Origin of the sequence: Pikeienuella sp. (assembly GCF_046290545.1) — a bacterium.
Classification (GTDB): domain Bacteria; phylum Pseudomonadota; class Alphaproteobacteria; order Rhodobacterales; family Rhodobacteraceae; genus Pikeienuella.
The window spans coordinates 46,852-59,915 of sequence record NZ_JBKAGV010000009.1; the positions used below are offsets into that span (position 1 = coordinate 46,852).

Consider the following 13,064-nt stretch of genomic DNA (forward strand, 5'->3'; position numbering starts at 1 on the left):
TCCTGTGCTGGCGTTTCAGGCCAATTCCCGGCCCCGGGTTTTTCCGGGGCTGGCGGGGGCGACGTTCGGGAGCCCCGCATCCCGTCTCTCTGCCCCCGACTCGCTGAAATCTTCCTTAAGGGGGCTTCGTCTCAGGCTTCGGCGGTGGCGAGCGCAGTCGCGGGCGCGGCAGCCTCCGCATCCTCGGGCTCCGGATCCGTCGCTTCCGCTTCTTCAACCTCGGCCGGCATGTCCGCCGAATCACCTTCGGCGTCATCGATCGTGCTGGTGAGGTCCTGGGCCTGGAAGGAAAGGTCCTGCGCCGTCTCCAGCGCCGCCGCGGCGGCGGAAAGATTGCGCTCCACCACTTGCGCCAGCGCCCGGATGGCGGAGTCGATCTGCTCGGCGCCGGTGGACTGTTCCCGCGTCCCGAGCGAGATCTCCTTGACGAGGCCGGAGGTCTTGTCGACCTTCGGCGCCAGATCGTCGAGCAACGTTCCCGCCTCGCGGGAGAGCGTCACCGTCCGCGATGCGAGCGCGTTGATCTCCTCGGAGGCGGCGCGGCTCCGCTCCGCCAGCTTGCGGACCTCGGCGGCGACGACCGCGAAGCCGCGCCCGCTTTCCCCCGCCCGAGCCGCCTCGACCGCCGCGTTGAGCGCAAGGAGGTCGGTCTGGCGCGCGATCTCCCGCACGATGGAGATGCGCTCGGCGATCTGGGTCATGGCCCCGAGCGCCTCCCGCACCGTCGCGCCGGAGCGGTTCGCGGCCTCGGCCATCTCGCGCGCGATCCGGTCGGTCGCCTCGGAATTGTCCGCCATGAGCCGGAGGCTGGAGGACATCTGGGTGATCGCCGCAGAAGCCTCATGCGCGGCGCTGGATTGCCGGACCGTCCCTTCGTTGATGGCCTCGGCGTTCTCCCGAAGGCTTTCGCTCACGCCGGCCACGGACTGCGCGCTCATCCGCGCGCGCCGGAGCACCGATTGCAGCCGCGTCTCAAGCGCGCGGGAACGGGCGAGATTCTCTCTGAAGACGACCAGCGCCGCCCCCATCTCCCCGATCTCGTCACGCCGGTCCTCGAAGCCGGAAATCGGCGCGAGGTCGCCTGCCGCCAGGTCGCGCGTACGCCCCGCCAGCTCTCGAAGCGGAGCGACGACTGATCGCTGGACCATTCGGACCGCGACGAAGCCGATTGCGAGGCCGAGAGCGGCGACGACCGCGAGGGCGATCTGCGCGGCCATGATCGCGGCGTTCACCTCCGCGCCTGCCGCCTCGATGCCGGCCACCGCGCCGTCGATCTCCACTCTGGCGCCGTCCGCGAGCGCGGCCATCGCCGCCTCGGCTTCGCGGGCGGCGCGCGCGGCGGCTTCCGCCGCCTCGATCTCCTGCAGGCGCATGGCGCCGACGCCTGTCGCCGGGTCGGCCGATGCGAGGATGCCTTCGATGGTCTCCGCCAGCAGGCCGATGTCTCCGCCCGCATCGCGCGCGGCCCGAAGCGAATTGCGCCCCAGCTCCAGCGCCTCCCGCGCCGCAAGCGCCGCTTCGCGGTCCGCCGCGCCGCCCGCGCCATAGACCGCGGCGATCGTCTCGTTGATGAAGCTGTCGATCTCCATCCGGTTCTGCATGATCTTGAACGGCCCGTCCATCAGCGCCTTGAGCGTTTCCCCGGTAGCGGCGATGGAATCCTCCGTGCGGATCGTGAGCTCGAACACCTTCTCGTCGAGCAACGAATCCACCGCCAGTTCGAGCTCGCGCGCAGCATTCAGCACCGCACTCTGGACGAGCGAGCTGCTTCCGGCCGAACGCACCTTGGTCGTCTCCGTGATAAGCGTCTGGCTGGGCGCGGTGAGGCTTTCCGCCGTCGCCGGGTCGAGCGCCCGAAGCTCTTCGAGCGCGCCCGTCAGACGATTTTCCGCGCTTGTCGCCGAATCGCCAAGGATGCTTTTGACCGAGGGATCGAACACGGTGCTTTGCGCAATGGCCGAGCCGGCGAGCAGATTGGCGGCCGCCCGCACGCGAAGGGCGTATTCGACCTTCCGGACGTCCTTCTCGACCAGTTCGCGCACTGTCGTCGCGGCGCTGTCCGAGACGCCTTCGACTCCGAGAACCATCTCGAAGTTCGCATCGTCCACGATGGGATGAAGTTGCTCTTCCGCCCTCACGGCGAGGGCGTTGAGCCGCTTCAGCGCGCCCGTGCGCTCCGCCTCGGCCGCGAAGTCTTTCCGCCGCGCGGCGAGAAGCGCGTCGCCCGCCCTGCGCGTCGCGTCGGCGCTGGCCGCGAGGCCCTCGTCCATCTGTCCGGCGCGCGCTGCGAGCGTTCCGTCCAGCGCGCGGAGCGCAGCGGTGAAAGCCTGCGCGCCGGCCTCCAGTCCCGCCTCGTCCTGCGCGCCGCGCATCGCCCTGAGCGCTTCATCGAGTTCCGCGACGGCGACCAGCGTGGCTTTCGAGCCGACGAGGGCTCCGACCCGCTCCTGCCGCAGCTGCTCCACGGCGCCGGAAATCACGAGGAACGCCGCCATCGCGACGCCGGCGCAGACAAGGGTGAGCGCAATCGCGCCGCCCAACCCGAGGTAGATCCTGCGGCCCACTCCTGCGCCGGCTTTCATAGTCTGCACGTCGAGGTTCTGCGGTTTCATGGCGAGCCTCTACATTTTTTGAATCAAACAGCGATGGCCGCAGCCGCGCGCGGGGCGCGGCTGCGGCGGGTCTCGTCAGGCGCCCGGGCCCTTCACCGTGGCGAAGGAGCCGGAGGCGTCGATCCGGGTGAGGAACACGGCGTCGAGGCCCTGGTTGTCGCCCGGGCCGAAGCTGAGCGTTACGCCGCCGAGGTCATGCGCAGCCATCGCCTGCACGGCGGCGAGGAAGCCGGCGCGGGTTGGCTCAGCACCCGCCGCTTCGAGCGCGGCGATCGCCATGAGCCCCGTCAGGTAGCCTTCGAGCGAGACGAAGTCCGGCTCCTGCCCCGGCGCATGCGCGGCCAGCGCGGCCTGGTAGCGGGCGACCACGGGAACGCCCGCATCCCAGGGGGAGGGCACGACCTGGCTGACGATCACCCCGTCCCCGTCCGGCCCCAGCTCCTCGGCCAGCGCCTTGGAGCCGACGAAGGAGATGTTGACGAAGGTCGGGTCGAACTTGAGCTTGCGGGAGAGCTTGATGAACTCCGCCATCGGCTTGTAGGGGCCGACCATCACCACCGCCTCGGGCTCCGCCTTGCGGATCTCGAGGAGGGCCGACTTCACCGCGACCGTGTTGCGGGTGAACGTGCCCTCGGCGATCAGCGTCATGCCGCGCTTCTCGAGCGCCTTGTTCACGCCGTCGAGGCCGGCGCGGCCGAAGGCGTCGTCCTGATAGAGAATCGCGATCTTCGTCATCTTCTCCTGATCGACGAGATGCGCGATCCAGGTCTCGGTCTCGGCGCCGTAGCTGGCGCGGAGATTGACGACGTTGCCGAATTCCGGGTTGCGCAGGAAGCCGGCGCCGGTGAACGGCCCGACGAAGGGGACGCCCGCAGTGGTCGCGAGCGGCTGCGTCGCGGCCGACGTGGGCGTGCCGACCGGCCCGATGAGGCCGAAGATCGAGCCGGAGGAGAGCATTGCGCTCACGGCCGCGGCCGAGGCGTTCGGCTCGTAGCCGTCATCCGCCGTCACCAGCGCGAGGCTCCGCCCGTGGACGCCCCCGGCGCCGTTCGCCTCCGCGAAGGCGATCTCGATGCCTGTCCGCATCCCGGTTCCGAGCGCGGAGGCCGGGCCCTCGAAAGCCGCGACCTGCCCGAAGGTCACCTTGTCGGCCGAGACGCCAGGGTCTGCGAAGGCCGCGAAGGGCAGGGTCAGGGCCAAGGCGGTGCGCACTGCGAGCTGTCTCAATGACATGTGGATCTCCTATCCAAGTTGAACGTCGCGAGTTGGGTCGATTTGGGTAGACGCGGTCCTTGCGCCCGCTTTTGATCCGCCGACGACCCATCGGGCGGAAAAGACGGAATTTTCAGAAAAGTATGTCTGCCAGCGCATCCTCGGCGGCGGCTGCGGCTTCGGCCGCCGGTTTCGGCGCCGGCGCGTCGCGTCTCCGCGCCTTACCGCCGCCGACGACAGCGAGATGCACCTCCCGCTCGCGCTCCATCGTGTAGAGTTCGAAGAGATCCTCGAGCAGCGCCGCCGCCGGCGGTGAGGGCGGCGCAGCGATGCGGAACTCGCGCGCAATCTCGCTGAGCCCTGCTGCCGAGGCGGCGACCTGAGCCAGCGCCTCCCGCGCGCCGCGGACCGACGGCAGAAGCCGGCCAGAAGTCTCCGCCGCCTCGCGCCGCATCGTCTCGAACTCCGCCAGCGCCTCCTCCGCGTCGCGCAGCCGCCTCTCCGTATCTTCAAGCGCAGCAGAGAAGGCGGACGATGTCTCGACGATTGCCGCCCCGCGCTCCGGCGCAGCGGCTTCGGAGAGACGGCGCAGCGCCTCGCTGCATTCTCCGCCCCGTGCGGCGCATTCCTGCGCGCATTCGCGGACGGCGTCGGAAAGGACGCCGAGCGCCGCGCGCGAGGCGCCGCTGCGCGCGGTAAGCAGCATGGCGTTGATCGCCGATAGGTTGATGCCGGCAGAGCTTCGCGTCAGTCCGGCGAAACGCTCCTTCGCCTCCGAGAGAAGCGCGCGCACGCTGGCGCCCGATTCCGAGGCGATCCTCGCGGCGTCCGCCGCCGCCCCGCGCTGCGCGGCGATCTTCTGGAGATCGGAGCGGCGGAAACGGAGCGCGGCGCCGGCCGCGCCCTCGTCCTCTGCGGCGCCGAACACGTCCCTTACGTGCACGCCCTCGGAGGCGAGGCGCGCCATCGAGCGGTCCGCTCCGGCGGCGGAGGCGCGCGCATCGGCGGCGAGCGCATCGAGTTGCGCGGCGACAAGCGCGCGCACCGCGCCCTCCCGCCCCTCGGCTCCGTCGATCATTGTCGTTACATGCTCGACCCGCTGCGCCAGCGAATCGGAGAACTGTATCGCGGCGACGAGCGAGGAGGTCTCCCGCGACACAGCCTCGGCATAAGAGCGCGCGGCTCCGCCGAGGCCGCGCAGCAGCCGCGTCGCCTCGCTGCGGATGGCCTCGCGGCGCGCCTTGCCCGCCTCGATCGAGGAGCCGGCGGAGCGGAGCGCGCGGGCGGCCCGACGCCCGGCCTCGTCCGCGCTGCCGAGCGCGAGGCCGACGCCTTCGATCGCGCGCCCGAGCTGGCCGCATTCGGCGGAGAGAGCGCCGATGAGTCGGCGGAGGTCCACGACATAGACGTCGAGCCCGTTGGCCCCGAGCGAACCCGCGGTGACCACGGTGATTGAAGCGATTGCCCCGAGCTCCCGCACCTCGCGCTCGATCTGATCCAGCGCGGCGACGGCGCGTTCGAGATCGGCGAAGACGGAGGCGCGGTCCGCCCCGCCGCCGGCGAGCGCCGCGCCGAGCGCGCGCGCGGCCTGGGCGACCGGCCCCACCGGGTCGCCGTCGATCTCCTGCGCGGCGAGAAGGGACGAAAGCCGATCGAGCTGCCGGCCCAACGCGCCAAGATCCCCGTGCACCTGTCGGAGCCGATCCGCCGCCTCGGCGAAGGCGCTGACGCTACGGCTCCCCTGCTCCGCGACATTGGCCCGCGCCGCGTCGAATTCCGTGGATCTTTCCATCACACCTCCCCTGGCTCGCGGGGAAGGCATGGCCGCCAAATCCTGACAAGCGGTGAAAGGCGCCGCCGCCGCTACCTCAAGTTTTAGGCGCCGGTGAACCGATCCTTCACCTCCTCCGAGGAGAAGGTCGCCCCCATCGGATAGCCGGCAGGCGTGGGTCTGAAAGTGACGCGCGACTGCGGATCAGGAAGCGAAGGAGAGGCGGCATGAGCCGTACCGTTCTGACGGTGGATGACAGCAAGGCGATTCGCGACATGGTCGCGTTCACCCTCGAACCCGAAGGCTACCGCGTTATCGGCGCGGAACATGGGGCCGACGGTCTGGCGAAGTTCCGGTCGGAGGCTGTCGATTTCGTCATCACGGACCTCAACATGCCGGTGATGAACGGCATCGATTTCATCAAGAACCTCAGGGCCGATCCGAAAGGCGCCGGGGTTCCGGTGGTGATGCTCACCACTGAATCCAAGCCGGAGATGAAGGCCGAGGGCAAGGCGGCCGGCGCCACCGGCTGGATCTCGAAACCTTTCGACGCGGCGATGCTCGTCGCTGTCGCCAAAAAGCTGGCGGGGTAAGGCCATGAGCGCAATCAATCCGGTCATCGCCACCTTCATCACAGAGGCGCGCGAGCAGCTCGAAGGGCTCGAGGCCCTTCTGCTCGATCTCGAATCGGACCCCGCGCCGGAGAAGGTGGACGCCGTCTTCCGCGCGCTTCACACCGTGAAGGGCTCGGGCTCGATGTTCGGGTTCACCGTGCTCGCCCGCTTCACCCATCATTTCGAGGATGCGTTCGACCGGGTGCGCGAAGGGCGCCTCTCGGTCACGCCTTCGCTCGTCGATCTCTCGCTGAAGGCGCGGGACCACATGACCGCGCTGCTTGAGCTTGGCGGCGACGGCCCGGAAGCGGAGGCGATGGCCGCCGCGCCCGACGCGGCGGCGCTGCTCGCCGCCCTCGCGCGGCTGGTCGGCGGCGACCATGCCGCGGAGGCTGCGCCGACCGACGCCGAGGAGAAGCCCGAGCTGGCGGCGCGGGCGCGCCGTTGGGAGATTCGCTTCCGTCCGGCGCCGGACGCGCTGAGGAACGGGATGCGGCCGGACCTTCTCCTCGCCGAACTCGCCGCGCTCGGGACTGCCGGGATCGTGGTCGACGCCTCGGAACTGTCGCCGCTTGAATCGCTCGACCCGACTCTTTCCCAGCTCGCCTGGACGGTGACGCTGGAGACAGCCGAGTCTCGCGCCGCGATCGATTCGGTATTCGTCTTCGCGGACGACGCCGATCTCTCGATCAAGGAAGTCGCGGACGAGGGCGCCGCGCCGGTAGAGGCCGGCCTGGCGGCGGCCGCCGCGCCGGCCCGTACGGAAGACGCCGCGCCCGCCGTCGCCAAGGCCCCGCGCGATCCCGGCGGCAAGCGGTCCTCCGCCGGCGCGGCCGCAGATCAGGTCCGCATCCCTGCGGCCCGACTCGACGAGATCATGGACCGGCTTGGCGAACTCGTGATCGCTCAGGCTCGGCTTCGGCAGATCGCAGAACAGAGCGCCGAGCCCGAGCTCGCAGGCGTCGTCGAGGAGGTGGACCGGCTCGTCTCCGGCCTCCGTGATTCGACGCTCTCGATCCGGATGCTCCCGATCGAGACCGTGTTCGGAAAGTTCCGCCGGGTGGTGCGCGACCTCTCCTCCGAACTCGGCAAGGATGTCGACCTCATTGTCGAGGGCGGCGAAACCGAGATCGACAAGACCGTGCTGGACAAGCTCTCCGAGCCGCTCGTCCACATGATCCGCAACAGCATGGACCACGGCATCGAGCAGGCCGAGCGCCGCCGCGCGGCGGGCAAGCCGGCGCAGGGTCGCCTCCTTCTTTCCGCCCGGCAGGAGGGCGGGGAGGTGCTGATCTCCATCGAGGATGACGGCGCCGGGCTCGATGCGGAGGCGATCCGCGCCAAGGCGCTTGAGCGGGGGCTCCTGACCGCCGATTCGACGCCGACCGAGGCGGAACTGCACCAGCTGATCTTCGCCCCCGGCTTCTCCACCGCCAAGCAGCTCTCCTCCGTCTCCGGCCGCGGCGTCGGGATGGACGCCGTACGCACCGCGGTGGACGCGCTCCGCGGCTCGATCGAGGTGCTGTCGCGCTCCGGATCGGGCACGCGGGTGACGCTGCGCCTGCCAGTCACCCTCGCCATCGTCGAGGGGCTGCTGATCCGGCTCGGGGAGGCGGCCTATGTGCTGCCGCTCTCCGTCGTCGAGGAATGCGTGGAGTTCGACCCGAAGGAACGGAGCCACGAATCGGGCCGCTCCGTGCTCCTGATCCGGGAGCATCTCGTGCCCTTCCTCGACCTGGCGGACGCTTTCGGCGAGGCGGCTTCGGAGGAGCCGCGCCGCCGCGTGGTGATCGCGCGGGCGGACGGAAAGCGCATCGGTCTCGTGGTGGACGACATCCTCGGCCAGCACCAGACCGTGATCAAGGCGCTCGGGCCGCTCCACCGCGAGGTCGAGGGCTTCGCCGGCGCCACCATTCTCGGGGACGGCTCCGTCGCCCTCATCATCGATGTCGCATCCCTGTCGCGGCGCGCGCTCGCGGCGCGACGGGACGCCGCCTGAGGACCACGCCATGACCGAAGAAGCCAAAGCCGCCGCCTCGGGTCGCGAGACCCTGCTCGTCTTCCGCCTCGCCGGGGAGGCCTTCGCCCTTCCCGTGCTCTGCGTGCACGAGATCATCGACCCGATTCGCGTGACCCGCGTGCCCCATTCTCCCGCCTGGGCGCCGGGGCTCGTGAATGTCCGCGGCGCTGTCATCCCTCTCATCGACATGCGCCGCCGGCTCCGGATGCCGCCCGCGGAGGCTGGGGCGGAGGCGCGCATGATCGTGGTCGAGATCGACCTCGCCGGCGCGCCCGCTCGCCTCGCCCTCGGCGCTGACGCGGTGGAGGAGGTGCTGGAGGCGGATACGACCGCGCTCCGACCGCTCCCCGAGCTTGGCGCCCGCTGGCCCGAAGCCTTCGTCCGCGGCGTCGCCCCGCGCGGAGAGGGCGTCGTCGTCCTCCTCGATCCCGAGCCGCTCTTTCGCTCCGACGCCGCGAAGGCCGCTTGAACACGCAACGAAGGAACGCACCCCATGACCATCCGCCTCAAGCTCTTCACCGCCTTCGGCGCAATGATCCTCCTGATTGCCGCCTCAACGCTGTTCGGCCAGATGGGCCTTTCGCGAATGGAGGAGCAGGTTCGTATCATCACGGAGGAGACGGGGCGCTCCATGCGGCTCGCGCAGGAGATGCGGAGCGAAGCCATCGGCGTGCAGCTCTCCGCTCTGATCTACATCGATGACGCAATCGCAGCGGACAATCCCGGGATGATCGACGCTGCGGTGGAGGACGCGAACGCGCGCATAGCCCGCATCGGCGAGAGCCGGGAAACCCTTCGCGCGCTGGAGACGCCCGAGACGGCCGGCCATCTCGCCGCCTTCGACGCCGGTTGGGCCCGTTATATAGAGGCGGAGGCAGGAGTGCGCGCGGCCTCGCTCGAACGCTCGAACCTGCTCGGCGAGACGATCGCGCTGGGCGAGGGGGCCGAGGCCTATGCGCGCCTCACCGAGGCGATGGACCGCGCGCTGGAGACGAGCCGCGATCAGATCGCCGCGACGGGCGGTGGAAGCGACCCGCTGATCGAGACGGAAAAAGCGTTGGATATCGGCTTCGACGATGTGCGCGCCCTGCAGGACGCGTCGAAGACCATCCTCATATCCACGAGCGAGCGTATCCCTGCCGCCGTCGCCGATGCCCGCGGCCACATGGAGGCTGCGGAGCGCAGGATCGCCTCAGCCGAGGCCGCAGGCGTCGCCTCGCTCCGCGCCGAACTCGCCGCCCTGCGCGAGGCGTGGGACGCCTACAGCGCTCTCGCCACAGAAATGATCAAGAGCATGGAGCGCGACAGCAAGGGGGAGGCCTACCGCCTTCTCGCCGATGCCGATCTCATCTTCCATGAGGTCGCCGCATCGCTGGACGCGCTCGTGGAGGCCGCCGCGTCGGCCTCCGCTGCAGCGCGAACCGAGGCGAAAGCGACGCAGGATTCCTCCGTCGCCACCCTCCTCTCCGTTGCCGCCGCCGCGATTCTGATCGCGAGCACGGTCGGGTTCCTTCTTTCCCGCTCTATCTCCCGCGGTCTTTCTCGCGCGGTGGCCGTTGCGCGGGGCGTGGCTGCGGGCGACCTGTCGATGGACGCCTCGACGACTGCGAAGGACGAGATCGGAGACCTTCTCCGCGCGATGGACGAGATGCAGGGCTCGCTGCGCAAGCTCGCCAAGAGCGCGGACGTGATCGCCCGCGGTGATCTCGAGGCCGATCTGAATCGCCGGTCGGATGCGGATACGCTCGGCGTCGCGCTCGAGACGATGCTCACGAAGCTTCGGGAGGTCGTCGCCAACGCGACGCGGAACTCCGACAACGTGGCCGAGGGCGCGCAGTCGGTCAGCGCCGCCGCAGAGCAGATGAGCCAGGGGGCGACCGAGCAGGCCGCCGCCGCCGTACAGGCCTCCGCCAGCATGGAGGAGATGACGGCGACGATCCGCCAGACCGCCGACAACGCGGCGCAGACGGAGAAGATCGCCGGCCAGGCCTCGGGCGAGGCGGCGGAGACCGGCAAGGCGGTCGACGAGGCCGTGCTCGCCATGCGCACCATCGCGGAGAAGATCACCATCGTGCAGGAGATCGCGCGGCAGACGGACCTTCTGGCCCTGAACGCCGCGGTCGAGGCCGCGCGCGCCGGGCAGCACGGCCGCGGCTTCGCCGTCGTCGCCTCCGAGGTGCGGAAGCTCGCGGAGCGGAGCCGCGAGGCCGCGGCCGAGATCGGCCAGCTTTCCGGCCGCACGCTCCAGGTGAGCGAGAGCGCGGGCGAGAAGCTGCGCGCCCTCGTGCCGAGCATCCGCCGCACCGCCGACCTCGTGCAGGAGATCAGCGCCGCGGCGCGGGAGCAGAATGCGGGGGCCGAGCAGATCAACGCCGCGATCCGCGAGCTCGATTCGGTGATCCAGCAGAACGCCGCCGCCTCAACCGAATCCGCCTCCATCGCGGAGAGCCTCGCCAACCAGTCCGCCGATCTCCGCGCCACCCTCGGCTATTTCCGCCTCGGCGGGGAGAAGGCGGCGGCGAAGCTCGCGCCGAAATCCGGCGCGAAACCGATGGCGTCGGAGCCAATGAAACCCGCCGCGCCGGCCAAATCCTCCCGCGCGCCGAAACCGGCGGTCGTGAGGCCCGAACCCGCCGTCGCGCCCGTGGAGGCGGCCGAAGCCGCCCCCCGCCAGGTCGCGATGAAGGTCGCCGGCGGTCGCGGCGTCGTCCTCGATCTCGGGGACGAAGCCTTCGAAAGATACTGAACTGCGCCAAGTGTGGCGCCCGATAGGAAGACTGTAATGCGTAACCTGAAGATCAGGACCAAGCTCTCCCTCGCGTTCGGGACGGTCCTCGTGTTTCTCGCGGCCTTGGCCGTATTCTCGCTCGACCGGCTATCCGACTCCAAGGAGCGGCTGGAGCTGCTGGTCGAGCGGGACGCCGAGGCGATACTCCTCAGCGCGGAGCTGAAGGAAGCCTATGTGTCCGTCGGCCTGGCGCTTGGCGAGCATATTCTTGCTCCGAACGAGGAGGAGATGGCCGGGCGCGAGGAGGAGATAGAAGCCGCGCTCGCCTCCGCCGAACGGTTGACCGCCGCGCTCTCCGGCGTCGTCGCCACGGATGCGACGAAGGCGCTTGTCGCATCGGTCGGGCGGCGCGACGAGGAGGTTCGCGAGGCCGTCGCCAAGGTCCTGGAAGCGTCGCGCATCCGGTCTGACGCCCGGGCCGCGGAGATCATCGACGGCGAGAGCCACGCCGCCGCCGCCGCCTTCGAGGACAGCCTCGCCGCCGCCCGCGCCGCCGCCGGCCTCGCCGAGCCGCTGCCTGCGGAACGTCTCATGGCGGATGCGGAGCGCGCCTTCCTCCATGCCTTCATTGGTCTCCACGGCCTCCTTATCGCGCAGGACGACATGTCCCTGGAGGCGGAGCGTCGGGACATGGTCGCGGCGCTCGACTCCGCCGCCTCCGCGATCTCCGGGCTCGACCGCGCCTTCGGCCCGCTCGCCTTCGCGGAGCGGCGCCGTCTTGAGGAATCCTTCGGCGCCGTCCGATCGTCCTTCGGGCGCGCCGCCGAGATCGCGCTGCTCAACAGCGACTATCGCGCCCGCGCCGCGCAGCATGACGAAGCGGGACCGCGACTGGCGGAGGCCGTCTCGGATCTCAAGACGCTGGTGGAGTTGAGCGCGGACGCGAAGAAGGACGCGACAGCGGCGGCGGAAGCGGCTTATCAGTCCAGCCGACTGATGATCGCCTCCCTCGCGGCGCTCGCCATCCTCGCCGCCATCGCCGCCACGATCGCCGTCACGCGGATGATCGGCCGGGGGCTCGACACCGCGATCGCCGCTGCGCAGAGCGTCGCGGCTGGCGACCTGACCGAGGACGTGAAGGCGGCGTCTCATGACGAGATCGGCGATCTGCTCACCGCCATCGGCAAGATGTCGGAGCGGGTCCGCGGCGCGGTGACCAGGGCCGCCTCCAATGCGGAGGGCCTTGCTGGAAACGCCCAGGCCATGGCCACGACATCGGAGCAGCTGAGCCAGGGCGCGACGGAGCAGGCCTCCGCCGCGATGCAGGCTTCGTCCAGCATGGAGGAGATGACGGCGACCATCCGCCAGGCCTCCGAGAACGCGTCCGAGACGGAGCGCATCGCCGCCGCCGCCGCCGGCGAGGCCGCGGAGACGGGGCGGGCGGTCGGCGAGGCGGTGAGCGCCATGCGCACCATCGCGGAGAAGATCACCATCGTGCAGGAGATCGCGCGGCAGACGGACCTTCTGGCGCTCAACGCCGCGGTCGAGGCCGCGCGCGCCGGGCAGCATGGCCGCGGCTTCGCCGTCGTCGCCTCGGAGGTGCGGAAGCTCGCGGAGCGGAGCCGCGAGGCCGCGGCCGAGATCGGCCAGCTTTCCGGCCGTACGCTGGAGGTGAGCCAGTCCGCCGGGGAGCGGCTGCAGGCTCTGGTGCCCAACATCCGCCGCACCGCCGATCTGGTGCAGGAGATCAGCGCCTCGGCGCGGGAGCAGGACGCGGGCGCGGAGCAGATCAACGCCGCCATCCGGGAGCTCGACGTGGTGATCCAGCAGAACGCAGCGGCCGCGACGGAATCGGCCTCGATCGCCGAAAACCTTGCGGAGCAGTCGGTCGATCTGCGCGCCGCCCTCGCCTATTTCCGCATATCGAAGGAGGCCTCGGGGCCGGCTTCGACGCCTGCACCCGCGCCGGCCCCCGCATTCCGGCGCGACGCCTCCTCCCGCAGGCCGTCCGCTCCGGAGCGGGCGCAGGCGCCCGCCCGACTGAAAGTGGCCGGAGGGGGCGGCGTCGCGCTCCAACTCGGGGACGAGGCTTTCGAGAAATATTGAA

Annotated in this window: 8 protein-coding genes; 5 read left to right on the plus strand and 3 right to left on the minus strand. The window is 70.4% G+C overall.

Translation table 11 applies throughout. From position 1 onward, the window contains the following. Nucleotides 1-131: 131 nt before the first annotated feature. The 3 genes from ACE37J_RS07480 to ACE37J_RS07490 form a co-directional block, all read right to left on the minus strand. Complete coding sequence (locus ACE37J_RS07480; protein WP_409709431.1) at nucleotides 132-2,612, minus strand: methyl-accepting chemotaxis protein; 2,481 nt, start codon at nucleotides 2,610-2,612, stop codon at nucleotides 132-134. A gap of 75 nt (nucleotides 2,613-2,687) precedes the next feature. Continuing rightward, nucleotides 2,688-3,845, minus strand: coding sequence for an ABC transporter substrate-binding protein (locus ACE37J_RS07485; RefSeq protein WP_409709434.1), 1,158 nt, complete (start codon nucleotides 3,843-3,845; stop codon nucleotides 2,688-2,690). 112 nt (nucleotides 3,846-3,957) lie between these two features. Then, nucleotides 3,958-5,616 carry a hypothetical protein gene (locus ACE37J_RS07490; RefSeq protein WP_409709437.1) on the minus strand — a complete coding sequence of 553 codons (1,659 nt, stop codon included), beginning with the start codon at nucleotides 5,614-5,616 and terminating at the stop codon, nucleotides 3,958-3,960. A gap of 206 nt (nucleotides 5,617-5,822) precedes the next feature. On the opposite strand from ACE37J_RS07490, the gene ACE37J_RS07495 reads away from it, so the two are divergent. Genes ACE37J_RS07495 through ACE37J_RS07515 form a run of 5 tightly spaced genes read left to right on the plus strand, consistent with a single transcriptional unit; the run spans nucleotide 5,823 to nucleotide 13,063 of the window. Continuing rightward, a complete protein-coding gene (locus ACE37J_RS07495) occupies nucleotides 5,823-6,188 on the plus strand; it encodes a response regulator (RefSeq protein WP_409709440.1) in 366 nt (121 codons plus the stop codon). Nucleotides 6,189-6,192: 4 nt separating this feature from the next. Then, nucleotides 6,193-8,208 (plus strand): chemotaxis protein CheA, encoded by a 2,016-nt coding sequence (locus tag ACE37J_RS07500; protein WP_409709443.1) that lies wholly within the window; start codon nucleotides 6,193-6,195, stop codon nucleotides 8,206-8,208. 10 nt (nucleotides 8,209-8,218) lie between these two features. Continuing rightward, a complete protein-coding gene (locus ACE37J_RS07505; protein WP_409709447.1) occupies nucleotides 8,219-8,698 on the plus strand; it encodes a chemotaxis protein CheW in 480 nt (159 codons plus the stop codon). Nucleotides 8,699-8,722: 24 nt separating this feature from the next. Then, the gene (locus ACE37J_RS07510; RefSeq protein WP_409709450.1) at nucleotides 8,723-10,975 is read left to right on the plus strand and encodes a methyl-accepting chemotaxis protein; all 2,253 of its coding nucleotides are present in this window, start codon (nucleotides 8,723-8,725) and stop codon (nucleotides 10,973-10,975) included. Nucleotides 10,976-11,011: 36 nt separating this feature from the next. Beyond that, nucleotides 11,012-13,063, plus strand: a complete 2,052-nt coding sequence (locus tag ACE37J_RS07515) for a methyl-accepting chemotaxis protein (protein ID WP_409709453.1) — start codon at nucleotides 11,012-11,014, stop codon at nucleotides 13,061-13,063. Nucleotide 13,064: the final 1 nt, after the last annotated feature.